Annotated in this window: 27 protein-coding genes and 2 pseudogenes; 22 read left to right on the top strand and 7 right to left on the bottom strand. The window is 61.3% G+C overall.

The genetic code is table 11. From position 1 onward, the window contains the following. Positions 1-178: 178 nt before the first annotated feature. Together fumC and HV670_RS05960 are read right to left on the bottom strand one after the other, a co-directional pair. The gene (gene fumC / locus HV670_RS05965) at positions 179-1,576 is read right to left on the bottom strand and encodes a class II fumarate hydratase (protein WP_175103735.1); all 1,398 of its coding nucleotides are present in this window, start codon (positions 1,574-1,576) and stop codon (positions 179-181) included. 73 nt (positions 1,577-1,649) lie between these two features. Further along, positions 1,650-3,383 (bottom strand): phospholipase D-like domain-containing protein, encoded by a 1,734-nt coding sequence (locus HV670_RS05960; protein ID WP_175103734.1) that lies wholly within the window; start codon positions 3,381-3,383, stop codon positions 1,650-1,652. A gap of 307 nt (positions 3,384-3,690) precedes the next feature. Here HV670_RS05960 and HV670_RS05955 point away from each other — a divergent pair, with 307 nt between their 5' ends. Then, the gene (locus HV670_RS05955; protein ID WP_175103733.1) at positions 3,691-3,879 is read left to right on the top strand and encodes a CsbD family protein; all 189 of its coding nucleotides are present in this window, start codon (positions 3,691-3,693) and stop codon (positions 3,877-3,879) included. 625 nt (positions 3,880-4,504) lie between these two features. After that, positions 4,505-5,050 carry an OmpA family protein gene (locus HV670_RS05950; protein ID WP_175103732.1) on the top strand — a complete coding sequence of 182 codons (546 nt, stop codon included), beginning with the start codon at positions 4,505-4,507 and terminating at the stop codon, positions 5,048-5,050. A 109-nt stretch (positions 5,051-5,159) separates the two neighbouring features. Here the strand turns inward: HV670_RS05950 and hfq are convergent. Beyond that, positions 5,160-5,411: pseudogene (gene hfq, locus HV670_RS05945) on the bottom strand (RNA chaperone Hfq); the annotation flags it as partial. Between the two features lie 369 nt (positions 5,412-5,780). Here hfq and HV670_RS05940 point away from each other — a divergent pair. The 7 genes from HV670_RS05940 (at position 5,781) to HV670_RS05910 (ending at position 11,494) form a co-directional block, all read left to right on the top strand. Next, a complete protein-coding gene (locus HV670_RS05940; RefSeq protein WP_175104079.1) occupies positions 5,781-6,443 on the top strand; it encodes a c-type cytochrome in 663 nt (220 codons plus the stop codon). 13 nt (positions 6,444-6,456) lie between these two features. Beyond that, on the top strand, positions 6,457-7,752 hold the full coding sequence (locus HV670_RS05935) for a c-type cytochrome (RefSeq protein ID WP_175103730.1): 1,296 nt from the start codon (positions 6,457-6,459) through the stop codon (positions 7,750-7,752). An 8-nt stretch (positions 7,753-7,760) separates the two neighbouring features. Then, the gene (locus HV670_RS05930) at positions 7,761-7,988 is read left to right on the top strand and encodes a hypothetical protein (RefSeq protein ID WP_175103696.1); all 228 of its coding nucleotides are present in this window, start codon (positions 7,761-7,763) and stop codon (positions 7,986-7,988) included. A gap of 16 nt (positions 7,989-8,004) precedes the next feature. After that, positions 8,005-8,577 carry a cupredoxin domain-containing protein gene (locus HV670_RS05925; protein ID WP_175103729.1) on the top strand — a complete coding sequence of 191 codons (573 nt, stop codon included), beginning with the start codon at positions 8,005-8,007 and terminating at the stop codon, positions 8,575-8,577. After that, positions 8,567-10,192, top strand: a complete 1,626-nt coding sequence (locus HV670_RS05920) for a b(o/a)3-type cytochrome-c oxidase subunit 1 (protein ID WP_246257060.1) — start codon at positions 8,567-8,569, stop codon at positions 10,190-10,192. The genes HV670_RS05925 and HV670_RS05920 overlap by 11 nt, the downstream gene beginning before the upstream one ends. After that, positions 10,189-10,986, top strand: coding sequence for a c-type cytochrome (locus HV670_RS05915; RefSeq protein ID WP_175103727.1), 798 nt, complete (start codon positions 10,189-10,191; stop codon positions 10,984-10,986). The genes HV670_RS05920 and HV670_RS05915 overlap by 4 nt, the downstream gene beginning before the upstream one ends. A gap of 232 nt (positions 10,987-11,218) precedes the next feature. Then, on the top strand, positions 11,219-11,494 hold the full coding sequence (locus HV670_RS05910; protein ID WP_175103726.1) for a DUF4148 domain-containing protein: 276 nt from the start codon (positions 11,219-11,221) through the stop codon (positions 11,492-11,494). 50 nt (positions 11,495-11,544) lie between these two features. Here the strand turns inward: HV670_RS05910 and HV670_RS05905 are convergent, their stop codons facing one another. Together HV670_RS05905 and HV670_RS05900 are read right to left on the bottom strand one after the other, a co-directional pair. Next, a complete protein-coding gene (locus HV670_RS05905) occupies positions 11,545-11,739 on the bottom strand; it encodes a hypothetical protein (protein WP_175103725.1) in 195 nt (64 codons plus the stop codon). Between the two features lie 86 nt (positions 11,740-11,825). Continuing rightward, entirely contained in the window at positions 11,826-12,194 is a 369-nt protein-coding gene (locus HV670_RS05900; protein WP_175103724.1) for a hypothetical protein, read from the bottom strand. Between the two features lie 452 nt (positions 12,195-12,646). Between HV670_RS05900 and HV670_RS05895 the strand changes: the two genes are divergently transcribed. The 12 genes from HV670_RS05895 to HV670_RS05845 all read left to right on the top strand — a co-directional run bounded on the left by HV670_RS05895 (position 12,647) and on the right by HV670_RS05845 (position 25,035). Next, entirely contained in the window at positions 12,647-13,735 is a 1,089-nt protein-coding gene (locus HV670_RS05895) for a LacI family DNA-binding transcriptional regulator (protein ID WP_175103723.1), read from the top strand. Positions 13,736-13,880: 145 nt separating this feature from the next. Continuing rightward, positions 13,881-15,188 carry a histidinol dehydrogenase gene (gene hisD, locus HV670_RS05890; protein WP_175103722.1) on the top strand — a complete coding sequence of 436 codons (1,308 nt, stop codon included), beginning with the start codon at positions 13,881-13,883 and terminating at the stop codon, positions 15,186-15,188. A 164-nt stretch (positions 15,189-15,352) separates the two neighbouring features. After that, positions 15,353-16,744 carry a GntP family permease gene (locus HV670_RS05885; RefSeq protein ID WP_175103721.1) on the top strand — a complete coding sequence of 464 codons (1,392 nt, stop codon included), beginning with the start codon at positions 15,353-15,355 and terminating at the stop codon, positions 16,742-16,744. A gap of 313 nt (positions 16,745-17,057) precedes the next feature. After that, positions 17,058-17,765, top strand: a complete 708-nt coding sequence (locus HV670_RS05880) for a TetR/AcrR family transcriptional regulator (protein WP_175103720.1) — start codon at positions 17,058-17,060, stop codon at positions 17,763-17,765. 238 nt (positions 17,766-18,003) lie between these two features. Further along, positions 18,004-18,132, top strand: a complete 129-nt coding sequence (locus HV670_RS31835; protein WP_281362366.1) for a hypothetical protein — start codon at positions 18,004-18,006, stop codon at positions 18,130-18,132. Continuing rightward, on the top strand, positions 18,129-19,001 hold the full coding sequence (locus HV670_RS05875) for an FAD binding domain-containing protein (RefSeq protein WP_175103719.1): 873 nt from the start codon (positions 18,129-18,131) through the stop codon (positions 18,999-19,001). The genes HV670_RS31835 and HV670_RS05875 overlap by 4 nt, the downstream gene beginning before the upstream one ends. An 8-nt stretch (positions 19,002-19,009) precedes the next feature. Next, positions 19,010-19,498 carry a (2Fe-2S)-binding protein gene (locus HV670_RS05870; protein WP_175103718.1) on the top strand — a complete coding sequence of 163 codons (489 nt, stop codon included), beginning with the start codon at positions 19,010-19,012 and terminating at the stop codon, positions 19,496-19,498. Next, positions 19,491-21,842, top strand: coding sequence for a xanthine dehydrogenase family protein molybdopterin-binding subunit (locus HV670_RS05865; RefSeq protein ID WP_175103717.1), 2,352 nt, complete (start codon positions 19,491-19,493; stop codon positions 21,840-21,842). Before HV670_RS05870 ends, HV670_RS05865 begins: the two co-directional genes overlap by 8 nt. Beyond that, a complete protein-coding gene (locus HV670_RS05860; protein ID WP_246257057.1) occupies positions 21,843-22,739 on the top strand; it encodes an NAD(P)-dependent oxidoreductase in 897 nt (298 codons plus the stop codon). Between the two features lie 8 nt (positions 22,740-22,747). After that, complete coding sequence (locus tag HV670_RS05855) at positions 22,748-23,428, top strand: SRPBCC family protein (RefSeq protein WP_175103716.1); 681 nt, start codon at positions 22,748-22,750, stop codon at positions 23,426-23,428. Positions 23,429-23,514: 86 nt separating this feature from the next. Beyond that, positions 23,515-23,826: an NIPSNAP family protein gene (locus HV670_RS05850; RefSeq protein WP_175103715.1), complete on the top strand. Its 312-nt coding sequence runs from the start codon at positions 23,515-23,517 to the stop codon at positions 23,824-23,826. A 51-nt stretch (positions 23,827-23,877) separates the two neighbouring features. Next, entirely contained in the window at positions 23,878-25,035 is a 1,158-nt protein-coding gene (locus tag HV670_RS05845) for a M20 aminoacylase family protein (protein ID WP_175103714.1), read from the top strand. A gap of 116 nt (positions 25,036-25,151) precedes the next feature. Here HV670_RS05845 and HV670_RS05840 read toward each other — a convergent pair whose 3' ends face one another. Both HV670_RS05840 and HV670_RS05835 read right to left on the bottom strand, forming a co-directional pair. Next, positions 25,152-25,541 (bottom strand): addiction module antidote protein, encoded by a 390-nt coding sequence (locus HV670_RS05840; RefSeq protein WP_175103713.1) that lies wholly within the window; start codon positions 25,539-25,541, stop codon positions 25,152-25,154. Beyond that, positions 25,538-25,840 (bottom strand): type II toxin-antitoxin system RelE/ParE family toxin, encoded by a 303-nt coding sequence (locus HV670_RS05835; protein WP_175103712.1) that lies wholly within the window; start codon positions 25,838-25,840, stop codon positions 25,538-25,540. Before HV670_RS05835 ends, HV670_RS05840 begins: the two co-directional genes overlap by 4 nt. 119 nt (positions 25,841-25,959) lie before the next feature. Here HV670_RS05835 and HV670_RS05830 point away from each other — a divergent pair. Then, positions 25,960-26,199 (top strand): annotated as a pseudogene (locus tag HV670_RS05830) (type II toxin-antitoxin system Phd/YefM family antitoxin). The last annotated feature ends 86 nt before the right edge of the window (positions 26,200-26,285 follow it).

Genomic DNA, 26,285 nt, shown 5'->3' with positions numbered 1-26,285 from the left:
CCCCGCTTCTCAGCCCCGCTTCTCAGCCCCACTTCTCAGCCCCACCTCTCAGCCCCACCTCTCAGCCCCACTTCTCAGCCCCACCTCTCAACCACGCTTCTCAGCCCCACTTCTCAGCCCCACCGCTCAGCCCCACCGCTCAGCCCCACCGCTCAGCCCCACCGTTCAGCCTCACCACTCAGTCCCGCTTGCCGACCATCTGCTCGGGTCGGACCCACTCGTCGAACTGCGCTCCGGTCACATAGCCGAGCTCGAGTGCGGCTGCCTTGAGCGTGGTCCCTTCCTTGTGCGCTTTCTTCGCGATCTTGGCGGCCTTGTCGTAGCCGATATGCGGATTGAGCGCGGTCACGAGCATCAGCGATTCGTTGAGCAACGCCTCGATGCGCGGCCGGTTCGGTTCGATCCCGACGGCGCAATGATCGTTGAAGCTCTGTGCGCCATCGGTCAACAGCCGGATCGACTGCAGGACATTGTGCGCGATCATCGGTCGGAACACATTGAGTTCGAAGTTGCCGCTCGCTCCGCCGAAATTCACCGCCGCGTCGTTGCCGAATACCTGGCAGCACAGCATCGTGACAGCTTCCGACTGCGTCGGATTCACCTTGCCCGGCATGATCGAACTGCCCGGCTCGTTTTCCGGAATCGACAGTTCGCCGAGCCCGCAACGCGGACCGCTCGCCAGCCAACGCACATCGTTGGCGATCTTCATGAGTCCGGCCGCGACGGTCTTCAAGGCGCCATGTGCAAAAACCAGCGCATCGGCCGCGGCCATCACTTCAAATTTATTCGGCGCCGTCACGAAGGGCAATACGGCCAAACGACCGATCTCGGCCGCCACCTTCACCGCGAACTCGGGATGCGCGTTGAGCCCCGTGCCGACCGCGGTCCCGCCGAGCGCGAGTTCGTAGAGATGCGGCAGGGTCGATTGCAGATGGCGAATCCCCTGATCGAGTTGCGCGACATATCCTGAAAACTCCTGGCCGAGCGTGAGCGGCGTCGCATCCTGCAAATGGGTGCGGCCGATCTTGACGATGTCGGCGAAGTCGCGCGACTTGCCTGCGAGCGTCTCGCGCAAGGTCGTCAGCGCGGGAATCAGATGCTTGGCGATACCCTCAGCTGCCGCTATATGCATCGCCGTCGGGAACACATCGTTGGATGACTGGCCGCGGTTCACGTCGTCGTTCGGGTGCACGAGCCGCGATTCGCCGCGTTCGCCGCCGAGCAGTTCGCTTGCACGGTTCGCGATCACTTCGTTGAGATTCATATTGGTCTGCGTGCCGGAACCCGTCTGCCAGACCGCGAGCGGAAATTCATCCGGATGCTTGCCGTCGATCACTTCCTGCGCCGCGCCGATGATCACCTTGGCCTTGTCTTCGGGCAGCACCCCGAGTGCGTGGTTGACTTCGGCCGCCGCGCGCTTGATCAGCGCAAGCGAACGGATCAGCTCGGGCGACTGCTTCTCAGTCGAAATCCTGAAGTTCTGCAGCGAACGCTGCGTTTGCGCACCCCAGAGGCGCGAGGCGGGCACGGCGATTTCGCCGAACGTATCGCGTTCGAAACGACTGTCTTCAGACATCGGAAAGCTCCACAAAAAAATAGGGGTGCGAGCGCGCGGGAAAGTCGCTCCCGCTCGCGCAAGCCGCGCGCGCTCAAAGCTGGTCGCGGACCGGCAGCATGAAGAATATCCCCGTTACGAAGTTGCGCCACAAACCCGCATCAGGGTCGTAGTTATACACGCGGTGGATGCCATCGTCGTCCGTGCTCCATTGCAGGAGGGAGGGCGTCACGCCGGATGCACGCATCTGCGAGAGTTCCACATCCGGCGTAAGCGTGACGTGATAGCTCACATCAGGTGCGATCGCCCGCTCGAACATTTTCTCGACCTGTTCCGCGATGACCGGGCTGTGGACCACGACAGTCAGTTCCGTATTGAGGCCGAGCGAGCGGCGGTCGAGGTTCATCGAGCCGATGACGGCGATTTTCCGGTCGATGACGTAGGCCTTTGCGTGGAGACTCGCATGCGAACGCGAGCCTGTCAGGCCGCCGACACGAACCGAGGTTTCGAGCGGCTTGAACTCGTAGAGTTCGACGCCGAGCTTGAGCAGCGGCACGCGATAGGGACTATAGCCGGCGTGCACGGCGACCGCGTCGGTGGCGGCCAGCGAGTTGGTCAGGATGCGGAAATGCACGCCGCGCTTGGTCAATTGCTCGACGAGGCCGATCCCTTCGTCATGCGGCACGAAATACGGCGAGATCACGTCGACGCTCGATTGCGAGGCGCGTACGAGTTGTCCCAGGCGACGGGCCGGCGGACTCTCGTAATCGGGATTCGCCGGATCGATTTTCGCGGGCGTGTCGACGTGCAGTTCGCCGGGCGCCCAGACCAGGCCGGCGGCTTCGCGTGCCAGTTGGTCGGACAAAGGCGATTGATACAGCGGCTTGTTGGCGATATCAGCAAATTCCTTTTGCCAGTGTGCGTCGAGGTCCTTGCGTACGCGTTCGATGTCCGCACGGTCGAACTGGCGCGTGTTCAGCGCGCGCAGCGGATACGATTCCTCGCTGTTCCAGAACAGGTCGAAGCTCGCCGATATCTGGGAGACGAGCGGACCGGCGACCACGAGGTCCAGGTCGCGGAACACGACGTTGGGGCTCGCATCGAAATATTCGTCGCCAAGATTGCGGCCGCCGACCACCGCGACCTGATTGTCGACGATCAGCGCCTTGTTGTGCATGCGTCGCGTCAGTGAGTCGAGATTCGTCACCGCATTGGTGAGGCGCGCCATCGGACCCTGGCTCGCCGTGGCGAATGGATTGAAGACGCGAACCTCGATATTCGGATGCGCGTTGAGCGTCGCCATCACGTCGCTAAGATCCTTGAAGTTGAGGTCGTCGACGAGAAAGCGCACCCGTACGCCGCGATCGGCCGCGCGCAAGGCGGCATTGAACACCAGGTAACCGGTGTCGTCCTCGGCTGCGATGTAGTACTGCATATCAAGCGTGCGCTGGGCTGCATTGGCAAGCGCGAGACGCGTCTGGAGCGCGGCACTGCCGATCGGCAGCAACTTGAAACCGTTCTCGCCGGGATGCGCGGGTTCGCGGGCTTCCAGCACGTCGCCGAGCCGCGTGGGCGTGCCTTGAGCTAGCGCGAACGACATCTCGCGCTTGAAGTCGCTTGCGGGCGGCCGCGTCGCGCACGCGGCGGGCAAACCCAGACAAGCTGCCAGGACCAACGCCCGGCCGCCACTGCAAATGCCGGCGAGGTCGCGAACGCGGCGCACGAACCCTTGCCAAGAGTGAATAAGGAACGCGCGGCGGTCTGCCAAGGTAACCTCGACGGGAAGTCGCAATCCGACGCACCCATGCAATTCATGTGCCCAACGCATGATGGCACCTGCAAGGTTCGTGTCGTTGGCCCGTTGGCCGCGCACGCAGGCCTCGCTAACCTTTCAGGTCAGGTTTTCCTTTTCCGACTACACGGTAAGCGCTACCTTGATCGACGGTGTTTTGTACCGCTTATGACAATGACTGCAGCCTGTTTCACGCGTATTTTCCCGTTTTGAAAGCCGGTGCAGGCGCTCTCCTACAATCGATTCGTCTCTCTTCGACTACAAGCCGCCCCCTGCCGCAAGCACACTGTGATTCATGCCTCGCACTCATGCAGGCTTGTCGAACCTCTGGAGGGAGCGAATCATGAATAAAGACCAAACGCGCGGCCGTGTTGAACAGGTCAAGGGCAAGGTTAACGAAGCTGTCGGCAAAGTAACCAACAATCCGGCGAAGGAACTCAAGGGCGACGTGCAACAAGCCGTAGGCAAAGAGCAAGCCAAATACGGCGATACCAAGGAACAGGTCAAGAAGGAGATCAAGCGCGGTTCCTGATCGAGTCTCACCGCACTCGGTGAGGCGCCGGGTGGAAAAGCGCGGCGCGGTCAAGGAAATACGCCCACGCGGCAGCGTTTGTCGGCCGATTCGCTTCCGGCAGGGTCCGAACGAACAGGATCCAGCCACCGGCGCAAGGATGCGTTTCCGACAGCGCGGCGATCGACCGCCGGGGTCACACTTCGGCGGGATGTACAGAGCCGCCAGCGTGGAAACACGGCTGGCGGCACTTCAATATGGATGGTATCGCGCGGCTCGGCTCAGCGGAAATGAGGCGGGCAGGTGATAGTCATCTCGAGTCCATAGATTCCTGGCGAATACACCCATCGACCGTCGCCGCCGTTTCCTCGTCATCTGCCATATTCCGATCGCCGCCCGACTGCACTCGACATTTTCGGCCAGATATCAGACCAAAGACGCAGGATGACCCCGGTAACATTTCATTATTCACGGCTCAATGTCAGAATAACCCGCTGCTGCAAATGAGGGTCAAGCCGCTAGGGCGCAGCCGCTCATCGGAGCGGGGCCGACGGTCGGCTATACTCAATCGCCCCGCAAGATGCGGGCGCGACGCGGAATTCGCAGAACTGCCTTTCGAATAACTTGGACAAATGGAGAATCCGTCTTGGGGAACACGCTTTCGCGCACGCTGATCGCGGTGACGGCATCTGTGGTGCTGGCAGCCTGCTCGCAATGGGGCAATCCAGAACCCTCCGTTGCAACCGCCCGTCCGGCTACTCCCAAAGACCCCTGGGAGGCTGTCAAGGCCGAACTGGCACCGACCGGCACTTCGTCGGGCATCGCGCTCGCGTCGGCGAGCGACGGTTCCCTTAAAGCGAATCTGCAGGGCGACGCCTCGTTTGACAAGGGCAGTTCAGCGATCAAGGCCGCGGCGCAGCCCTCGCTCTATCAGCTTTCACAGACGATGAGCCGCCATCCCGAATTGCACGCGCGGCTCGTCGGTTATTCGGACAACAGCGGCGATGCGGATTTCAATGTGGCGTTGTCGAAAAATCGTGCACGCAGCGTCGCCGAGTACCTGACGGCCCATGGCGTCGAGGATTCGCGGATTGCAGTCGAGGGGCGCGGCGCAGCCGATCCCGTCGACGACAACAGTTCGTCGGCTGGGCGGGCGCGCAACCGACGCGTTGAGATCTTTCTGACGATGTAAGCGGTCAGCGGTCGCGTCGCGCGATGGGGACGGCCGCAGGCGTGACGATGGATTATTCCGACGGGGGTGTCGGCGTGAGGCGGCGCTTGCGCGTCGAAACCACGGGACTTCCAGACGATTCCTCGCGCGGACGCGGCGCGGGCCGCGCGCCCGTATCCAGTTGCACGGTCGAGATCGCCCGCTTGTAGATGGCCTGCACGCCCGTTGGCGTCTGCAGCATGACCACGAACTGATCGAATGATTCGATCCGCCCGACAAGCCGGATACCATTCACGAGATACACCTGTACGGTCTTGCGCTCCTTGCGCATGGCGTTCAGGAAGTCGCTTTGGGGATGGGTGTTTTCAATTTCGGTCGGCATTTGAGGCGGTTGGCGCAGTCTGAGCAGCCGTCATGTTAGCGCAGGTCTGCTTTGGGTGGGCGCTACACCGCATCGGGCAACGCGTTTGTAATGCATCCGGCGCGTTTCCTGCATTTCCTTTTCTTACGTATCTGACTGAATCCCGCCATCAGTCCGGGTCGGTCGCATGGCCGATGGAGCCGCATATCGAGGTCTCTCATCCAACCGACTCGATGCGGGGATAACTGTTAGTACCCTAGCCGCTTAGCTTGACGGCGGAGAACCCCCCTACAATTCGAGCAATCGGTCCAAGAGTTGCGCAGCGCCACTTGGAGAAGCGATGTGGGCAAGACGGGCAACGCATTGCTGATGGGCTGGCTCGTCTGCACGATGGCGGGGGCCGACGAGCGGCCCGTCGTGGTCGAGCGCGCACCCGATACGATGGAGGCACGGGTGCTCGCCTGCGCGGCCTGTCATGGCGCGCGTGGAGAAGGAACCGACAACGACTATTTTCCGCGACTCTCCGGCAAGCCCTCGGGTTATCTGTACAACCAACTGCTGGCTTTTCGCGACGGGCGCCGCAAGTACCCGCCGATGAACTACCTTCTGGCCTACATGCCGGATGCCTATCTGAGGCAGATCGCCGAGTATTTCGCGGCCGAACGTCCTCCCGCTCGTGAGCCCGAAACACCGAGGGTCGATGCGCAAACCCTCGCCTATGGACAGCAGCTAACCCTGCACGGCGATCCTTCACGCAAGGTGCCCGCTTGCGTCAGCTGTCATGGGGCGGCATTAACCGGCATGGAGCCGACGATTCCCGGCTTGCTCGGCCTGCATTCCGACTACATCAGTGCGCAACTCGGCGCGTCGCGCTACGGTACCCGCGTCACCGCGCCGCCCGATTGCATGCATACGATCACGTCGAGGCTCGCGGAACGCGATATCACGGCCGTCTCGGCTTGGCTTGCGTCCCTGCCCGTGCCCGCCAATGCGTCGCCAGTCGCGCAGGGCACGCTCAAGATGCCGCTCGCCTGCGGCAGTGAAGCCAACTAGACGGAGGAACGGAATGCCTCGTATGCACTTCCTCGCTACCTCCGCCGCCTTGGCCGTGGCGACGATCTTGTGTGCGCTCGCTGCACTGCATGTGCTGTCCGCGCGCGCCGCGAGCACTCAGGCACCCGCTCCGAAAGCGGCTCCCGAGGTCCTGGCCCGTGGCGAATATCTGGCACGCGCGGGCGATTGCATTGCCTGTCATTCGACACCGACCGGCAAGACGTTCGGAGGTGGTCTCGCAATGGGGACTCCCTTCGGTACGCTATTCACGCCGAATATCTCGTCGAGCAACGAGTTCGGCATCGGACGCTGGAGTGCCGACGAGTTCTACAAGATGTTGCATACCGGCAGGTCGCGCAACGGCATGCTGTTGTACCCCGCGATGCCTTTTACCGCTTACACGAAAGTCACGCGCGCAGATTCCGATGCAATCTTCGCCTTCCTGAAGTCGACCCCGGCGGTCGCGCAACCGAACCGGCCGCATGATCTGCGTTTTCCGTTCAACAAGCGCTCCATGCTGCTCGGCTGGCGCACCTTGTTTTTCCGCGAGGGCGAGTACCGGGCTGATCCGGCGATGTCGGTCGAGTGGAACCGGGGCGCGTATCTCGTCGAAGGCCTCGGACATTGTTCGATGTGCCATACGGCCATCAATGCACTCGGTGGCAGCTCCGCGTCGAAGGCGTTCGAGGGCGGCCTGATTCCGATGCAGGACTGGTATGCGCCATCGCTGACCTCCAACAAGGAAGCCGGGCTCGGCGAGTGGAGCATCCAGGATATTTCCGATCTCCTGCAGATCGGCGTGTCCGAACGGGGCGCAGTTTTTGGGCCGATGGCCCAGGTCGTCCACGACAGCCTCCAGTATTTGTCTGATGACGACATACGTTCGATGGCCGTCTATCTGAAGACGCTGCCGTCGCGCAGTGAAACGAGCGTGTCGGCGCCTACGCAGGAAGTCGCGGAAGAGAAGAACCGGCTGTTTCCGCTCGGCAAGAAGATCTACGAGGCGCAGTGTGCGGTCTGCCATCGCAGTGACGGGCAAGGAAAATCGCCGCATTTCCCACCGCTCGCGAACAATCAGGCGATCGAGATGTCCTCCGCGGTCAATCCCATCCGCATGGTGCTCAACGGTGGCTATGCGCCGGGTACCAAGAAGAATCCGACGCCCTACGGCATGCCACCGTTCGCGCAGACGCTTTCCGATGAGGAGATCGCCGCCGTGGTCACGTATATCCGTACGGCGTGGGGCAATCACGGCACGCCGGTCAGCGCGAAGGACGCGAATGCCCTGCGCCCGGCGCTGCTTTACTGAGGAATCTTATGAGCGATCTGGATTCACCGCGTGGTCCGAAGCCCGATCGGGTCTCGCCTTCGCCACCTTCGGTGCAGCCGCATGCGAGTTCGGCCGAGGACGACGCGGTCGACGTGATCGTCCATGGCGGCCCGCGCGGTGCGATAGCCGTCGCCGGTGTCGCAACAGCTATCGTGATTGGCCTCTGGTTCGCCTTTTATTTCCTGGTGTTCCTGCCGCGCGGCGTGATTCGATGACTGGACGAGACCACTCATGACTCAAGTTCCCCAACCCGCGGGCGGAACCGACGGGCACGACGTCGCGGCGCGCATCGAGAAGCGTTGGGCGATGCTCGTGATCGGCATCGTCTGCGTGCTGATCGCCATGGTCATCTTCACTGGCCTGCACTGGGCCATGATGCCGCCCTCGCGCGTCGAGACGATCGATCCCCTGACGCTGCACATCACGGGCGAGTTCGTGGAGAGCAATCTCGGCAGCGCCAGGGAGGCCGATGGCTCGATCACGGTGCGGCTGATCGCCCAGCAGTATTCGTTCACCCCGCAATGTGTCCTCGTGCCGGCCAGTACGCCGATCACATTCCGAGCGACGAGTGCTGACGTCGTGCACGGCTTCCTCATTACCCGGACCAATATCAATTCCATGCTCGAGCCTGGCTATGTCTCGACGTTCCGGACGACATTCGATCAACCCGGTGATCACCTCATGCCTTGCCACGAATTCTGCGGCGTCGGCCATGAAGGAATGTGGGCTCACGTCAAGGTGATCGAGCGAGACGCGTTCGACAAGTTGGCGGTCAATGCGCGGAGGCTCAGCTGTGTTCAATAAACGACTGGTTCTCGCGCATTTCTGGGTGGCGTTCGTTGCATTCGGCCTCGCGCTGCTGCTCGGCGAGTGGCAGATGTTTATCCGCAGCCCGCTTCATGCGTGGTTGCGCGATCCTGAGCTTTACTATCGTTCGGTGACGGCGCACGGGTCGGCGATGGGCTATGTGTTTCCGACCCTGGTCGCGATGGGTTTCGGTTATGCCGTCGTCGAACTCGCGCTCAAGAGGCCGCTGCTCGGACGGGTCTGGGCGTGGGCGGGATTCTGGCTTGTCGTGGCGGGCACGGTGATGGCGATGGTGCCGGTGGCGATGGGACTCGCTTCGGTTCTCTACACGTTTTATCCGCCGATGATCGGCAATGCGTTCTACTACCTCGGCATCGTGCTGGTCGTGGTCGGTTCGTGGATCTGGGTCGCGCTGATGGCGATCAACCTGCGCGCGTGGAAGCTCGAGCACCCCGGGCAGCCCGTGCCGCTGGCGATGTTCGCGAGCGTGGCCGGCGCGTATCTCTGGGGCTGGACCGCGGTCGGCGCCGCCATCGAGATTCTGTTCCAGATCCTGCCCGTGGCGTTCGGTTTCAAGTCGACCATCGATGCAGGACTCGCGCGCGTATTCTTTTCGTGGACCTTGCATGCGATTGTCTATTTCTGGCTGATGCCGGCTTATATCGCGTACTACACCATCATTCCGCGCGCGATCGGTGGCAGGCTCTATAGCGACTCGATGGCGCGCATCTCGTTCATCCTGTTCCTCGTCGTCTCGATGCCGATCGGGATCCATCACCTGTTTGCCGATCCGCAGGTCGGCTCGGGTTTCAAGTTCATGCAGTCGGTGTTCACGGCGCTTGTCGCGGTGCCCACGCTGCTGACCGTATTTACGATTTGTGCGTCCGTCGAGATCGCGGCACGACTGCGTGGCGGCAAGGGTGCGTTCGGATGGGTGAAGGCGCTTCCGTGGGATAACCCGATGATGCTTTCGCTCGCATTTTCATTCGTGATGCTCGGATTCGGCGGCGCGGGCGGCATCATCAATATGAGTTATCAGCTTGATTCGACGATTCACAATACGCAGTGGATCACAGGCCATTTTCATTTGATCTTTGCCGGTGCGATCGTGATCATGTATTTCGCGATTGCCTATGATCTCTGGCCTCAGTTGACCGGGCGCGCGGTCACGCGTATCCAGATGATGCGCTGGCAGTTGTGGCTATGGTTCATCGGCATGATCGTCCTGACGTTCCCGTGGCACTACGTCGGGATTCTCGGCATGCCGCGGCGCATGGCCTACTTCGACTACACGCATCCCGAGATCGCCGCGCAGGCGGTCTCGGTCAGTTTATCCGTGGTGGGCGGGGCGTTGCTCGTGATCTCCGCCATCCTGTTCTTCATCATTCTGATCAGCGCTCATCGAGGACCTCGGATCGTCGTGCAAGAGTATCGATTCAGCAAAGCCGTTCACCAGGCGACGTCGTTGCCGATTGCGCTCAATGGCTTTGCGCTCTGGCTGACCCTGATGGTTGCGTTGACCCTCGTCAACTACGGTTATCCGATTGCGCAGTTGCTCGTGCTGCCGCAAACGTCAGTGCCGGCGGTACATATTGGAGGGTCGGGGCGATGAGTGAAGAACGCCTGTTCTCGCTGAGAAATCCGTGGTTCACGGCTAGCGTGGGAGCCACCGTCGGCGTCGCCATTTTCTCGGCGCTCGTCGGGTTCGTCTGGCTGCCGTCGGCGCAGACCGACGCGCAGTTCCAGGGCCTGTGGAATGCCATCTGCAGCGCGGCCGGCGTGCCCCAGACCTGGCTGATTGGTACACCCGTGACCTCGACGGTACGGACCAGCCAGGTGGAGCTCAAATCGAGTCTGCTCGGCGATGCCAGCCCGATTTCGATCGGGCGTGGCGCGACGCTCGCGATGCGATGCACGATGTGCCATGGCGAGCGGGGCATGAGCGAGGCCAATTCGCCGAATCTTGCCGGGCAGTATCCGGTGGTGATCTACAAAGAGCTGCTCGATTTTCAGTCAGGCGCGCGGACCAGTGCGGTCATGAGTCCGATGGTGGTGAACCTCAGCGACCAGGACATGCGTGACTTGGCCGCTTATTACGCGTATCTGCCGAGGCCGGCGGCAGCCCGTAGGTCGGCTGAGGATCGTGGGCCCGACATCGTGATGACCGGCGCGCCGATGCGCAATATCGCTCCGTGCGCGTCGTGTCATGGCGGCATCGACAACAAGGTCGGCAGTCCTTGGTTATACGGGTTGCCCGCTGCCTATACAAAAGCGCAGCTCGAGGCGTTCAAGGCCGGTACGCGGCGCAACGATATCAGCGGGCAGATGCGTAACGTCGCGCGTCAGATGAGCGCTGCTGAAATCGATGAGGCGGCTGCTTACTATGCAGCGGCGGGCAGTCGGTAGGGGATTGCCGTTTTTGGACTATTGAGAATGCCTATGTTTTTCATGGAATCATGAGGTATCCTTCTCAAAACATCGCGGTGCATTGCATGGATGTAGAATGACCGAATTGTCATTCGAGCGTCAGAAAAGGGTTGGGGTCCGGCGCTCATCATGGCTTCACAGTTTCAACGACTGTTGCGATCCAGGCAAATTGTAAGGGTCGCGCTTTCCAACCCATTGTGAGGTAAACGCCATGAAGACCATCGCCATCACCACTGTTGCTGTGCTTATTTCCGCTTTCGCTGGCAGCGCCATTGCCGACACCGACGCACCCACAGGCCTGACTCGCGCTCAAGTGCGCATGGAGCTGGTCGCGGCGGAACGTGCCGGCGTGATTCCAGATACGCCCACCCAGTATCCCCTGACCGCCGACGAGATCGCCGAGAACAAGGCCATCTATCAATTGCAATTCGGCAAGTCGAGCGAACCGGAACGCTGGGCGGCCGGGACGCAGGCTTCAGGGAATTGAGGTTGATGTGTCGAGGTGGGCAGGGTGTCCGAGACGGTCGGCCCAACGTTTCACGGCACCAATTGTCGCGCCGCTTCGTGGGCCAATGTCTCGATCCCTTCCAAAGTCAGATGGTCGACGTTCTGGCTCGCGGCAAGATGGATCCTGACGCTGATCGATTCACCTTTTTCGTTCTCCAGCACAGCGAATACAGCGTGGGGATGCGCCTCGCGATTCACCGTCACGTTCACAAGTTTCAAGTGCATGGTTTACCTTTTGGGCTGATCAAATTCGGCGACGAGCAGATTAGCACGGAGAAGGCGTGGGTTTGACTGGTCGCGGTGGACTTCGGTCATTGAACGGGCGTGGCCCGTGTGCAAAGGCCATAGATCTCGCCCGCACGGTTCTCGACGTAGCCACTGGCGGTGACTCGGTCTACGCACTGTCTGATAGCCAGCTTCTGCGCGTCCACGGCTTCAATCGATGGTTGCGGCAAACGCTCCGTTGCCGCCTGGCAGACAGATCTCGGCACGGGCCGGTCGAACCCCGCGGGCTGGCACCAAACCAACAGTTCGGCGGTTGATTCGCTCGGACTTTCTGGATTGGCGATGAAGGTTCCGCCTTCGTAGCGGTATCCGGCCGGCACACAGCCGGTCAGCAGCGATGCAAGTGTCGCCACCAGTGCAATCAATCTGCCGCTCGTGCCTCGTTCAGATGCCATAGCTTGCTACCGAGATGTCATAGGTCCGCATCAAGTCATGTCCGGGGGCGGTGGCGATTGCTTCCAATCAGCCCATTCACTCTGCCGGTCGGGCCATCGGCCCTGTCTGAGTTGATGTTAGTCGCATCATCGTGGCAGCATTTCATCGTGGCGCGTCCAATTTTCTAAGCAACTAAATCAGCTTCACGTGTGCGTATCTCTCGTCGATACCATTACTACTAGCTTCCGTTGTTTAGCGGCGTTACGCTTGACGATGACTCGGCAGTTTAATGCTCTGCTGATGTTCCCGCTTATGCGTCGAGATCACGTTCGCGAGGCGAGCCTCAGGCTTTTTGACAACCCCGTCTGTAGTATTATCGCCGGCCGAGTACTGGTTGGCCAACGTGTATCCCAGACGACTGTGAAACCGAACGCGGCCCGTGAAGGGTCACACTTGCAGAGGACGGTCCTCTATGACTGATGGCGCGCCTGGCCGGCGTCCCGCGACCGCGCACGAAGTCGCAAAATTGGCTGGCGTATCCCAGTCAGCGGTGTCACGCGTCTTTACCCCAGGTGCGAGCGTCGCACCGGCCACAAGAGAGCGTGTAGTCGCCGCGGCGAGCCAGTTGGGATACCGGCCGAATCTTGTCGCCCGCTCGCTGATTACGCGGCGTTCAAATCTCATCGGAGTCGTGGTTCCCGGTAACGGCAACCCGTTCTATCAGCGTGCTCTCGAGGCACTTTCCGTCGCCTTCGCCAAACTGGGGTACGGGGTGTTGCTGTTCACCACGGATCCGCTGGCAAACTCCGATCCCATCCTGGACGATGTTTTGCGCTACAGGGTCGATGCGCTCGTGCTCATCTCCACGAGCCTTTCGTCCCGCTTCGCGGAAGAGTGCGTCCAGGTCGGCTTGCCGGTTGTCATGTTCAACCGAAAGACGGATAGCAATGCGGCGTCGAGCGTGACGGGCGAGAACCGTTTGGGTGCTGAGCTCATCGCTGAATTTCTTCTTGCGGCGAAGCATCGCCGTTACGCGTACGTAGCCGGTCTCGAACAATCCTCGACGAGTCGTGACCGGGAAGAGGGCTTCATGGAATGTCTTGCCCGGCACAACGTGAAGCACGTCGAGCGGCAGGTCGGTCACTACTCGGCCTCGGGAGCGGAAAAGGCCGTCCGCGCACTGCTGGGCTCGAAGCAACCCCCTGACGCCATCTTCTGCGCGAATGACCACATGGCACTCGCGGCCATCAGCGTCGCGCGTGCGGAGTTTGGACTCCAGCTCGGTTCGGATGTGTCGATTGTGGGTTTCGACAACATCGACATGGGCAGTTGGCCGCTGTTCAGCCTGACCACGTACAGCCAGCCCGTCGGCAGCATGGTCGAACGGACGGTCGACATCGTTGCTCGTCAGCTCGCGGGAGACGCCGCGCTCTCGGTCCAGGAAGTTACCTGTGGCCAACTCATCGTCCGCGATTCAGCCAGAAAGCCGAAATCCGGCTTGTCCACCCAGGATGGAAACTGCATCTGGACGCTCCCGCAGACGGCTTCCCGCGCGGGTTGAAGCCCAACCTCAGGGTTAACCATATCCGTCTTTAACTTGCAGCGACGTCGAGATGCTCTTAATCTTTGTCTGCATTGCATACGTATGCATCGTCGATTGAGTACACGCATTCAATCGACGCGATTCAATCATTTGGGGAGGTTGCATGGCTGTATGGCTCAAACGCGGTGCTGAGGTCGAAGTCATCAAATCGGCGGCGAAGGAAGTCCGCGAGACGGTTGAGGCAACGCTGGCTGATATCGAGGCGCGTGGCGACACGGCCATTCGCGAACTGTCGATTCGCTTCGACAAGCTGGATCGTGAGGACTACCGGCTGTCGCAGAAGGAAATCGACGCGTGCCTGTCGCAACTCTCGCGCCGCGATATCGCCGATATCGAGTTTGCGCAGACGCAGGTCGAAAACTTCGCAAAGCATCAACGCGATTCCATTCGCGACATCGAGGTCGAAACCTTGCCGGGCGTGATCCTCGGTCACAAGAACATCCCGGTGAATGCGGCCGGCTGCTATGTACCGGGTGGCAAATACCCGCTGCTCGCGTCGGCGCACATGTCCGTGATCACCGCGAGGGTTGCAGGTGTGCAGCGCATCATCACTTGCGCGCCGCCTTTCAACGGCAAGCCTGCTCCGGCGATCGTCGCGGCACAACACATGGCCGGGGCGAAGGAAATCTATTGTCTCGGCGGCATTCAGGCAGTCGGCGCCATGGCCATCGGTACGCAGAGCATTGCTCCCGTCGACATTCTGGTGGGCCCCGGCAATGCGTTCGTTGCTGAAGCCAAGCGTCAGTTGTTCGGCCGGGTCGGTATCGATCTGTTCGCGGGGCCGACCGAGACCTTGGTGATTGCCGACGAAAGCGTCGATGGCGAGATGTGCGCGACCGACCTGCTCGGTCAGGCCGAGCACGGTCCGGACTCCCCGGCCATTCTGCTCACGACCTCGGAGAAGCTCGCGCGCGAGACGATGGCGGAAGTCGAACGTCTTCTGAAGATCCTTCCGACGGCCGACATGGCCCGTAAATCATGGGACAAGTTCGGCGAGGTCATTGTCGCGGAGAGCGATGCGGAAATGGTCAAGATCGCCGACGAGATTGCATCGGAACACGTCCAGGTCCTCACGAAGGACCCGGACTACTTCCTCAGCCGCATGACGAACTACGGCGCATTGTTCCTCGGCCCGCGCACCAACGTCGCATTCGGCGACAAGGCCATCGGCACCAACCACACACTGCCTACCAAGAAAGCCGCGCGTTACACCGGTGGCCTGTGGGTGGGCAAATTCCTCAAGACCTGCACCTACCAGAAGGTGTTGACCGACGAGGCATCCGCGATGGTCGGCGAGTACACATCGCGACTGTGCGCGCTGGAAGGCTTCGCCGGACACGGCGAGCAGGCCAATTTGCGCGTGCGCCGCTATGGGCACAAGGACGTGCCTTACGGCGGCGCCGCCGTCTAAACCGGTACCTGGCGCAACGGAGACGAGCGCTACCGTAGTGCGAGCCTGATCGGCCGCGATAGACGGTAGCGCGCCAGTAATCAAACGCGGGAACCCGCCTTCAGCGGACGGCTCAAGCCGTTCGCTGGGCGTGCTCGTGTTTAAGAGAAGAAGAAGGAAACACCATGAGTGTCATCATCGCGCTAGCGGCACTGGGCTTTCTGATGTTCGCGGCCTACCGCGGCTACAGTGTCATTCTCTTCGCCCCGATCGCTGCGCTCGCAGCCGTCCTGCTGACAGATCCTTCCGCCGTGGCGCCCGCCTTCACGGGGCTGTTCATGGACAAGATGGTCGGGTTCATCAAGCTCTATTTCCCTGTTTTTCTGCTGGGTGCAATCTTCGGCAAGCTCGTCGAGTTGTCCGGCTTCTCACGCTCGATCGTCGCTGCCGTCATCAACGTGATGGGCCGCCAGCGTGCGATTCCCGTCATCGTCATTGTCTGCGCGCTGCTGACCTACGGTGGCGTCTCGCTGTTTGTGGTGGTGTTTGCGGTCTATCCCTTCGCCGCCGAGATGTTCAGGCAAAGCAGCATCCCGAAACGTCTGATGCCGGCGACCATTGCGCTAGGCGCGTTCACGTTCACGATGGACGCGATGCCGGGCACGCCGCAAATCCAGAACATCATTCCGACCACCTTCTTCAAGACCACCGCCTGGGCCGCACCGTGGCTCGGCATTATTGGATCTCTATTCGTCTTCGCGAGCGGCGTCGCGTATCTGGAGTATCAGCGGCGTCGAGCGTTTCGCGCAGGAGAGGGCTATGGAACGAATCTGCGCAACGAACCCGCAACTGCCGAAGGCGTGAATCTGCCCCATCCGTTGATTGCCTTGCTTCCGCTGGTGCTCGTGGGTGTCGTCAACCTGGCGTTCACCTTCCTCATTCCGCGTTGGTATCCGGCGTCGTATAGCCTCGTTCTGCCGGGCATGAAGTCCCCCGTCAACGTTGAGATTGCTCAGCTCACCGCGATCTGGGCGGTGCTCGCAGCGCTATGCAGCGGCATCCTTGTGACGCTTATTTTCGGGTTCTCGGCGATCAAGGACAAGTTCGCCGAGGGTTCAAAAGCTGCCGTGGCCGGCGCCATGCTTGCGACGATGAACACTGCCTCCGAATATGGCTTCGGCGCCATCATCGCTTCGCTGCCCGGCTTTATGATCGTGGCAAAGGCCTTACAGACAATCTCGAATCCGCTGCTCAATGAAGCGGTCACCATCAACCTGCTGTCGGGTATCACGGGCTCGTCGTCAGGGGGGATGAGCATCGCGCTAGCCGCCATGGCCGACAAATTCCTCGCTGCGGCACATGCGGCGAATATTCCCCCCGAGGTGCTTCACAGAGTGGCGTCGATGGCAGCGGGCGGCATGGACACGCTGCCTCACAATGGCGCCGTGATCACGCTGCTGGCGGTGACGGGGCTGACTCATCGGGAGTCATATCGCGACATCTTCTTCATGACGGGCATCAAGATCGCGGCGTCATTCCTCGTGATCGCGGTGTTTTATTCGACGGGTCTGGTATAAGTGAGCGATAAAGCCGTGCGGCGCGCCACCTAAGCAGTCGGGGGGGGGGGCTAGCCAAAGGCGGGTCGGCAGCGTCGTTGTCGACGCCGCCGACCCGCTCGACGCACGATTGAAAATCGCTACGGACCGCGGGATTGCGTTGGCAGGGTTGGCCGCACGCATGGGGGGAGGAGCTCAGCGTACGGGCGCCGCAGAAAGCGGTCTGTCGGAGCGTTCACCGCCTGCGCTTGCTTCGGGACATGCGAGTTATACTCCAACAAACATAAGTCGTCGGATGACGACAAATTCGCATGGGAGATTGCACAGGAGCACCATGAAGGTCACCAAAAGTGCAGCGGCACAGCCGCCTCGGACCGAAGCATCCAGCCCCGGCAAGGTCAAGCCGCCGCCGAAGAAAACACCTCGCCGGCTTCCTCGCGCTGAGCGACAGGAGCGCGTTCTCGCGAAGGCTGCGGAGTATTTTTCCGAGCATGGCCTCGACGCCCAGACCCGTGCCATCGCGGATGCCTGCGGCGTGTCGCAACGACTGCTCTACAGCCTGTTCGACAGCAAAGCCGCATTGATCGAGGAGGTCTACAACCGCGAGATTGCAGGGCTTTTCAAGGCCATGTGGTTTGTCACCCTGAAGGATCGAAGCGTAGCGCTCGAGGACAGGCTCAACACGTTCTACCGGGACTACTATGAAACGCTGCTGACCCGGCGCTGGCTCAGGCTCTTTCTTTTCTCGTCACTGGCCGGACTACGCATGGCCCCGACCTACACGAACGCGATCGTCACTCATGCGCTGGAGATTGTGGTTGCCGAGGCTGCGCACGACGCTGGGCGCGCGGTCCCCACCGACAAGGCGCAAGTGACCGAAATTGGCTGGCTGCTGCACGGCGCGGTCTCGCACCTGGCAATCCGCCGCCGGATCTATGCCAATGACAGCGCCACGCCTCCGGAAGCGGTGATTGCAATGAACGTGAGAGCGTTCCTCGCGAGCATCCCGGCGATACTTCCCGAGATCGAATCCTCGAAGTAACCCTGGAATAAGCGTGATCTGCAGATCACGCGTGAGGCGGCATTCCGGCCGCCTTCATCGTCAAATCACCCCCCTCATCGACCCGCCCGCTAATTTTTATACGTTCGCTTAAAAAATGGGTGCTCGTAAGTCGTCAGTTGACGATTTATAGTTTTGCAAATATCGTTCGCTCCATGCCGCCATGAAGTATGGCTACCTCAACCGAGCATAGCGCCGCGCAGGCGCTCAAGAGCGAATCATGAGTGAACGCACAATTTTCAGGCAGGGTCGTCGGCGGTTCCTGCGTCTGTCGGCCGGTGCGGGTCTTGCGGCCACCGGAGTCTGCAATCAGGTGAGCGGAATGAACCTGAGAGGGAACGCATCGTGAAGTCTGCTGCATTTTCATATCACCGGCCGACTTCCCTGAGCGAGGCTTTGACCCTGCTCGCACGTTACAAGCTCGACGCCAAGGTGATCGCGGGAGGGCAAAGTCTCGTGCCGATGATGAATATGCGCTTCGCACAACCCACTCATCTCATCGATCTGAATGTGCTGCCGCAACTCGCCGGTGTGCGTCGTAACGGCGACATGCTCGAGATCGGCGCGATGACGCGTCATCACGAACTGGCGGTCAATCCTGAGGTGCGCGAGCTGTGTCCCTTGCTGGCCTGTGCGGCTGCCACGATCGGCCACTATGCGATCCGCCAGCGCGGAACGATTGGCGGAAGCCTGGCGCATGCCGATCCCGCAGCGCAGCTTCCGCTCGTCGCCTGCGCCCTCGACGCACGAATCGAGGTGTTGGGACCGGACGGAATCCGTGAGATACCGGCCGCGGAGTTTCTTGTCTCCGTGATGACGACGGCGCTGGAGCCGGACGAAATCATCCAGCTCGTGCGCTTCCCATGCAGACGGAAGTTCGAGGGACATGCGTTCGAACTGTTCAGCCGGCGTCACGGAGACTTTGCTATCGCATCCTGCGCCGTTTCAGTGGTGCTGGCGGGGGACACCTTCGCGCATATTCGCATTGGCCTGGGGGGTATCGCCGACGTACCGCTCGTGCTGGACGATCTCGCGGCTTCCTATGCCGGCAGGCAGGCCGACGCGGCTGCCGCGGCCGAGCTCGGCGTGCATGCCGCGGAGGCGATCGAGCCGGAGGATCACCGTGAGATCAGCAGCGCCTATCGCCGTGATCTGGTAAAGACGCTCACGCAGCGCGCGCTGACGAGCGCGATCCAGTGTGCCTTGCAAGACTCTTGAGTGACCCAATGGAAAAGAAAGTAATTTGCCTCAGTGTAAACGGCGCTCGCTACGACGTGACGTGTGAGCCTCGCAAGCTGTTGTCGGATGCGATCCGCGAAGACTGCCGTCTGACCGGCACGCACGTGGGTTGCGAGCATGGCGTCTGCGGCGCCTGCACGGTATTGGTTGATGGCCGCCCGACTCGCGCGTGCCTGACCTACGCGGTGCAGGCCGAAGGGGCGCAGATCACGACCATCGAAGCGGTCGCGAAGGATGGCCGGCTTTCGCCATTGCAGCAGGCTTTGCACGAGTGTCACGGTTTGCAATGCGGGTTCTGCACGCCCGGAATCGTCATGACTTTCGAGGCCTATCTTCAAGACAATCCGCGGCCGACGGAAGCGCAGGTGCGCGACGTGCTGTCCGGAAACATGTGCCGCTGCACCGGCTATCAGAACATTGTGCGCGCGGTGCTGTTGGCCGCGCAGCGCATGAGCGAGGGCGCCTCCCATGTCTGAACAGGGCTTTCGCTACCTCGACAAGGCGGCCCCGCGCACGGAGGACTTCCGTCTTCTGACGGGTTCTGGCCGATATATCGACGACATTGAGATCCCGGGGGCGCTGCATGTATGTTTCGTGCGCTCGCCGCATGCCCATGCGCGGATCGTTTCGATCGATGCAAGCGAGGCGTCGACGATGCCCGGCGTGGTGGCCGTGGTGACGGGGCGCGACCTCCAGCAATGGACCAAGCCGCTGCGTATCGCGCCACCCATCGAGGGGCTGCTGGCGGTGGAGATCGAGGCCATGCCGGTGGAGACCGCACGTTTCCAGGGCGATCCTGTGGCCTGTGTGGTGGCGACGGATCGATACCTTGCTGAAGATGCGGCAGAGCGCGTGCAGGTCGAGTTCGAACCGCTTGGCGCGGTGACGGACATGTGGCAGGCACTCGAGCCGCAGGCGCCCCAGGTCGACCCGATGGTGCCGGGTAACCTGGTGTCGCACCAGACGTTCGCGCACGGGAATCCTCGGGGCGTGGCCGAAACCGCCTTTCGCGTGGTCGAGTCGACCTTTACGCAGCAACGCCAGACGCATGTGCCGATCGAAACGCGCGGTTGCGCCGCGGTCTGGGACGCGGGGCGCCAACACTTGACCTTTCACATCGGCACGCAGGTGCCGCATCCGCTGCGCACGCAGCTGGCGGCCCGGCTCAAGTTGGACGAGTCCCAGGTCACGGTGATGTCCCCTGATGTGGGCGGTGCGTTCGGACAGAAAATTGCGCTGTATCGGGAAGAACTCATTGTGGCCGCGCTTGCTCGCCACCTGAGGCGTCCCGTGCGCTGGCGGGAAGATCGTCTGGAAAACCTGACGGCCGCGGCGAATTCGCGTGAAGACTTCTGTCGCACGCGCGCGGCGGTCGATGAACACGGCACGCTGCTCTCGCTGGAGCTCGAGATGCGCGAGGACTTCGGCGCGTACTGCTTCTTTCCGGCCAACTACCTGGCCCGCGTGGTGGCCATGATTCTCACCGGACCTTACCGGGTGCAGGACTACGCGTTCGACGTCAAGATCGTGCTCAGCAACAAGTGCGGCAATGCACCGATGCGCGCGCCGATGTCGATGACGAGCTGGGTCATGGACGGCACCATCGATGCCATCGCGCGGGAGCTGAAGCTCGATCCTGTCGAGGTTCGCCGCCGCAACCTGATTGCGCCGGAAGAATTGCCTTATCAGACGCCGACGGGCGAAGTGCTCGCGGACATCACGCCGACCGAGACATTCGAAGCGGTGTTGAAGGCCATCGACTACGAAGGTTTCCGGGTACGGCAGCGCGACGCTCGGGCTTCTGGACGCCATCTGGGAATCGGTTTGTGCGTGGTGGTCGAGCCCACGACCTACGGCTCACGCTTCTACAAGGCGGCCGGCATCCCCGGCTCCGGCCACGAGGCAAGTTGGATCCGGATCGAGCCGAGCGGTGTCGTCAATGCATCGGTCGGGCTCGGGCCGACCGGGCAGGGCTATGAAAGCGCGATGGCCAACGCCGTCGCGGAGGGTCTGGGCGTCGACCCGACACGGGTGCGCATTCACCTGGGTCATACCGACATAGCACCCTACGGCATGGGTAGCCGAGGGGCACGCAGCGCAACCGCTGGTGGCGGCGCGCTCTACCTGTGTGCGCAACAGGCGCTGCGCAAGGTACTTGCGATCGCCGCCGGCTGGCTCGATGTGCCCGATGACGCTCTGCGTATGAATGATGGACGCATAGAACGCCGCGATGGTGATGCGTGGCTGGACAGTGGCATGGCGCTCGCGGACGTGGCGCGGCGTGCCTACATGGATCCGACTGCGTTGCCCGAGGGGCTGACGCCGGGGCTTGAATTTCATTTCGCGTATGACCCGCCGGCCATGACCTATTCGAACTCCACGCATGCCTGTGAGATCGAACTCGACGTGGATACCGGTCACATCCACATAGCCCGCTACGTCATCACGGAAGACTGCGGGACGCTGCTAAACCCCACCGTGGTCGAGGGCCAGCAGCATGGTGCCGTGGCGATGGGACTGTCAGGCGCGCTGTTCGAGCAGGTGATCTACGACGAGACGGGGCAAAACCTGACGGGCTCTCTCGCCGACTATCTGATCGCGTCCGCGACCGATCTGCCAAACCTCGAAATCATTCCCATGCATACACGGAACCGCACCACGCCTGCCGGCATCAAGGGGATGGCCGAAGGCGGAGTGATGGGTGCGCTCGGCGCGTTGACCAACGCGCTCAACGACGCGCTGTCACCCTTCGGGGCGGTAGCCGACCGGCATCCGCTGAGCCCGATGTTCGTGCATGGCCTGATACGCGAAAAACTTTGATTGGAGAACATTGCGATGAATGAATCTGTCACCCGGCCGTCTGTGGGTTTTATCGGCTTGGGCATCATGGGCGGCGCGATGGCCGGCCGGCTCGCCGCCGCCGGATTCCCTCTGCATGTGTACAACCGCACCCGTTCGAAGGCCGAGCCGTTGCTGGCCGCTGGGGCAAAGTGGCACGACTCGCCGGCGACGCTCGCTGCCGCGTCCGACATCGTTCTGACGATCGTTGGGACACCTGCCGATGTGCGCGGGCTTTATCTCGGCGAGGAAGGACTGATTGCCAACGCTCGCCCCAGCTCGACGCTGGTCGATATGACGACGTCCAGCCCGTCGCTTGCGCGCGAGCTCGCCGCTCTCGGATCGCAGCGAGACCTGCACGTGCTCGATGCGCCGGTTTCTGGCGGTGACATCGGGGCACGCGAAGGCCGCTTGTCGATCATGGTGGGGGGATCGCCCGAGGGGTTCGCGCGGATCGAGCCGGTGTTGCGCTGTCTCGGGGCCAATATTGTCCTGCAGGGCGGCCCGGGAGCCGGACAGCACACCAAGCTGTGCAACCAGATCGTGATCGCTTCCACCATGCTGGGGGTCTGTGAGGGTCTGACGTATGCCCGCAACGCGGGGCTGGACGTGCGCACCGTCCTCAGCTCGATCGGTGGCGGCGCGGCCGGAGGTTTTCTGCTTAACAACCTGGGCCCCCGAATCGCGAACGAAGACTTCGCGCCCGGATTCTTCGTGGAGCATTTCGTCAAGGACATGCGTATCGCGACGGAGGAAGCACTCGACATTGGCTGCGAACTCCCTGGCCTCGAACTCGCTTTCCGCTTGTACCAGCAGCTGGCTGACGGAGGCAACTCGCGCGACGGCACGCAAGCGCTCTTCAAACTGTATCAACCGTAAGCTCGCTCATGAAGCTCGCCAATAGCTGCACCTTGCCCGCACGCCCCGAAATTGTCTGGGCCGCCTTGAACGATCCGACGGTGCTGCAAGCATGCTTGCCGGGATGCAAATCGCTCGAGATGACCGACGAGCGGCACTTCGAGTCGGTGATACAGATCCGTGTCGGCCCGATTGCCGCGACGTTCAAAAGCACGGTTGAACTGTCGGATCTGGTGCCCCCCAGCGCCTATACCATCACGGGCCAGGGTAATGCCGGAGCGGTCGGATTCGCGAAAATATCCGCACGCGTGCAGCTCGAATCAGAGGGCGACGCTACCTTGCTTCAATACGATGCCGACGTCGAGATCGGCGGAAAGCTCATGTCGGTGGGCGCGCGGCTGATTCAGTCCGCCGCTGCCAAAAACCTGGAATCGTTCTTCGATGCGCTCAAGAATGAGATCGATCGAATCAATGGCGCTGCGGCCGAGACGGCAGCTCCATTGGACGAATTGGGAGCACAGGCTTCAAGTCGTGAGATGCCGGGCAGCCAAGAGAGCCCGGCGAATGTGGAACCGGTCGCCCTGGCTCGCGAGCCGCGTCCGCAGAGCCTTGTCAAACCGGCGGGTACCCGCTGGCCCGTGTGGCTGCTATGTGCGAGCACCGGAGTGGCGGGCCTGCTGATCGGTTTTTTCATCGGACACGCGGCCTGAAAGTTACGTTAAGCAAGCAGGGACCGGACACCAACGGTGCCGGTCGCTGTTGCGATTGCCTGAATCGATAGTTAAGGAGAAGGACAATGCTGGTTGAAATGCGCACCTACGAACTCAAGCCGGGAACCGCGCCCGAATTCCTGGCGATCTACGAGCGGGAAGGCCTTGGCATCATCACGCAGTACGCCACCCTGAAAGGTTGTTGGATGAAAGAGTCCGGCACGTTGAATTCCATTGTTTTCTGCTGGGCCTATGAAGACTATGCGCACCGCTCGGCGCAACGAGCAAAGCTTGCGGCCGATCCGCGCTGGCAGGCATTCACCCCGCTGATTCTGCCTTACCTGGTCCACCAGGAATCCGTGTTTCTCGCGCCCACGTCATTTTGTCCGGCCGGCTAGCGCCTGCTCCGCATTCCTGTTTGTTTGATCGATTCAACCGCGAGGTTATGGATGATTGATGACGAGTTGCTGAACGACATGATCACGTGGCGCCGATCGCTGCATGCGCATCCGGAGACCGCCTTTGAGGAAGTTTCCACTGCGCGGCTGGTGGCGTCCGTGCTGTCGAGGCTGGGGTTTGACGTACATGAAGGAATCGGCACGACAGGCGTCGTCGGGACTTTGCATCGCGGGGCCGGGCCACGGATCGGTCTGCGTGCGGACATGGATGCGCTGCCGATGGAGGAAAGCAATACGTTTGAACACCGGTCCTGCAATGCCGGCAAGATGCATGCTTGCGGCCACGACGGGCATACCGCGATGCTCTTGGGCGCGGCGGCATTGTTGAGCCGCGACCAGGACTGGCGCGGCTCCGTGCATCTCATTTTTCAGCCTGCCGAGGAGATGGCGGGCGGCGGCCGCGTGATGATCGAGGAAGGGCTTTTCGAGCGGTTTCCGTGTGACGCTGTGTTTGGGTTGCACAACTGGCCTGGACTGCCGCTCGGCCATTTCGCGATCAATCATGGCCCGATGATGGCATCGCTCGATACGTTCGAGATCCAGGTGGAGGGGAGCGGTTCGCACGCCGCGATGCCTGAAGAAGGCACGGACACACTGGTCTGCGCGAGTCATATCGTGGTCGCTTTGCAGACGATCGTCAGCCGCCGCCTGTCGCCGAAGGAATCGAGCGTGGTGAGCGTCACCCAGATTCATGGCGGTGATGCATGGAACGTACTGCCCGCTCGCGTGGTGATTCGAGGAACGGTGCGCTGTTTTTCGGCGAGCGTGCAGGCGCGCATTCACACGTTGTTGCGTGAGATCAGCGAGGCTACGGCTCAGGCGCACGGCGCGAAGGCGACCGTGGACTTTCACTATGGATATCCGGCCACGGTCAATGCAACGCAGGAAGCGGACATTGCGCTTTCAGCCGCCCGCGCAACCGTGGGAGAAAGTGGCGTTACGCTCGGATGCAAGCCGTCGATGGCATCCGAGGATTTCGCCTTCATGGCCAAGGCCAGACCGGGTGCGTATATCTGGATGGGTGTGGATGGAGAACAGCCGTCCGCACCTTTGCATAACCCGCATTACGACTTCAATGACGAGGCGTTGTCGATTGGCGCGGCTTATTGGGTGAATGTGGTGAAAGCGTTTGGTGCGAGCCAGGTCTGATCGACTGGCGACTCGGATGGTGGGGGCGGGCCGGTTTGGGGTAATGGCGGCAGCAAAAGGCCCCGTGGCGCAAGGTGAACTGTTCCGTAGCGGGGCTGAGTTCCTAACGTTAGGACTCAGGCGGCTACGGGCCCCATGTGAGCGCGAGAACCTTTCGGTTTGGCGGCCGATTTTGTCGATTTCTTGGTGGTTACAGGCTTCCCGGCGTTTTTTGCGGACTTTGCTCGCGGCTTGACGATTAGCTGCACGTCAAGAGCACCCAGAAGCTTGAGAAGTGTCTCGACTTTAGGCTTTGATCCGGGCGCCAACGTCTTATAAAGGCTTTCCCGGCCCACGCCCGCATCACTAGCTACGCGTGCCATACCGCGGGCTTTGGCGACGTCGGCGATGGCGGACATCAGCACGTCGCTGTCGCCACTCTCGAGAGCATCGCTGATATAGGCTGCGATGGTTTCTTCATTGTCGAGGTAGGCCGCTGCATCGAATGAGCGAAGTTTGACGGTCATGATTGCTCCTTGATTTCAGTCCAGATTGCCTTGGCACGCTTGATGTCGGCTTTCTGAGTCGACTTGTCGCCCCCACACAAAATCACGTAGACCACACGCCCTTCGCGCGCGTAGTGGACGCGATAGCCGGGACCTTTGTCGATGCGCATTTCCCATACGCCATCACCCACATCATGGTGATCACCGAAGTTTCCGTTGATGGCGCGGTTGAGTCGACCCACGATGAAGCCGCGCGCTGACAGGTCTTTCAGGCCATTGAGCCAGTCTGCGAAGACTTCGGTTTCGATGAGTCTGTTCACAAGGAAGTCCCGGATCGTTAGCAACAAGTGTATCCTCAAGGATACGAATGGGCAAGAGCAATGTTGAGCTAATCGCGAGCGGCGAACACACTAATGGGCTTAGTCCACTAGGAGCAGCTATGCAGACGGTCAATTTTCATGAAGCGAAAACCAGTTTTCGCGACTGGTCGACGCCGCAGCCGGCGGCGAGGAAATCGTCATTTGCCAAGGCTGGTAGGCCGGCCGCCCGCCTGGTGCCGATGGAGCGGGCGAAGATCACGCGGCGTTTCGGCGGTCTCAAGGGCAAGGTCCGCATTGCGGATGACTTCGATGCACCGCTTTCCGATGATGTGATCGCAGTGTTCGAGGTCGTCGTTTGAACACCTAGGCCGCATGAATCGGATCATGCACGCCGGGGACGCAATCGCGATCTTAGAAAGATGGAGTGTGGAGGGCCGCGCCGGTC

The sequence above is a fragment of the Pararobbsia alpina genome, assembly GCF_902859895.1.
Lineage (GTDB): Bacteria > Pseudomonadota > Gammaproteobacteria > Burkholderiales > Burkholderiaceae > Pararobbsia > Pararobbsia alpina.
This window is presented reverse-complemented; position numbering and strand designations above follow the sequence as displayed.

Coding starts and splice junctions, on each gene's coding strand:
- fumC (WP_175103735.1), bottom strand. CDS start 1,576: ATGTCTGAAGACAGTCGTTTCGAACGCGATACGTTCGGCGAAATCGCC.
- HV670_RS05905 (WP_175103725.1), bottom strand. CDS start 11,739: ATGCACTTGAAACTTGTGAACGTGACGGTGAATCGCGAGGCGCATCCC.
- HV670_RS05895 (WP_175103723.1), top strand. CDS start 12,647: ATGACTGATGGCGCGCCTGGCCGGCGTCCCGCGACCGCGCACGAAGTC.
- hisD (WP_175103722.1), top strand. CDS start 13,881: ATGGCTGTATGGCTCAAACGCGGTGCTGAGGTCGAAGTCATCAAATCG.
- HV670_RS05925 (WP_175103729.1), top strand. CDS start 8,005: ATGACTCAAGTTCCCCAACCCGCGGGCGGAACCGACGGGCACGACGTC.
- HV670_RS05845 (WP_175103714.1), top strand. CDS start 23,878: ATGATTGATGACGAGTTGCTGAACGACATGATCACGTGGCGCCGATCG.
- HV670_RS05865 (WP_175103717.1), top strand. CDS start 19,491: ATGTCTGAACAGGGCTTTCGCTACCTCGACAAGGCGGCCCCGCGCACG.
- HV670_RS05900 (WP_175103724.1), bottom strand. CDS start 12,194: ATGGCATCTGAACGAGGCACGAGCGGCAGATTGATTGCACTGGTGGCG.
- HV670_RS05940 (WP_175104079.1), top strand. CDS start 5,781: ATGGCGGGGGCCGACGAGCGGCCCGTCGTGGTCGAGCGCGCACCCGAT.
- HV670_RS05955 (WP_175103733.1), top strand. CDS start 3,691: ATGAATAAAGACCAAACGCGCGGCCGTGTTGAACAGGTCAAGGGCAAG.
- HV670_RS05935 (WP_175103730.1), top strand. CDS start 6,457: ATGCCTCGTATGCACTTCCTCGCTACCTCCGCCGCCTTGGCCGTGGCG.
- HV670_RS05910 (WP_175103726.1), top strand. CDS start 11,219: ATGAAGACCATCGCCATCACCACTGTTGCTGTGCTTATTTCCGCTTTC.
- HV670_RS05915 (WP_175103727.1), top strand. CDS start 10,189: ATGAGTGAAGAACGCCTGTTCTCGCTGAGAAATCCGTGGTTCACGGCT.
- HV670_RS05855 (WP_175103716.1), top strand. CDS start 22,748: ATGAAGCTCGCCAATAGCTGCACCTTGCCCGCACGCCCCGAAATTGTC.
- HV670_RS05870 (WP_175103718.1), top strand. CDS start 19,010: ATGGAAAAGAAAGTAATTTGCCTCAGTGTAAACGGCGCTCGCTACGAC.
- HV670_RS05840 (WP_175103713.1), bottom strand. CDS start 25,541: ATGACCGTCAAACTTCGCTCATTCGATGCAGCGGCCTACCTCGACAAT.
- HV670_RS31835 (WP_281362366.1), top strand. CDS start 18,004: ATGAGTGAACGCACAATTTTCAGGCAGGGTCGTCGGCGGTTCCTGCGT.
- HV670_RS05960 (WP_175103734.1), bottom strand. CDS start 3,383: ATGCGTTGGGCACATGAATTGCATGGGTGCGTCGGATTGCGACTTCCC.
- HV670_RS05880 (WP_175103720.1), top strand. CDS start 17,058: ATGAAGGTCACCAAAAGTGCAGCGGCACAGCCGCCTCGGACCGAAGCA.
- HV670_RS05885 (WP_175103721.1), top strand. CDS start 15,353: ATGAGTGTCATCATCGCGCTAGCGGCACTGGGCTTTCTGATGTTCGCG.
- HV670_RS05850 (WP_175103715.1), top strand. CDS start 23,515: ATGCTGGTTGAAATGCGCACCTACGAACTCAAGCCGGGAACCGCGCCC.
- HV670_RS05930 (WP_175103696.1), top strand. CDS start 7,761: ATGAGCGATCTGGATTCACCGCGTGGTCCGAAGCCCGATCGGGTCTCG.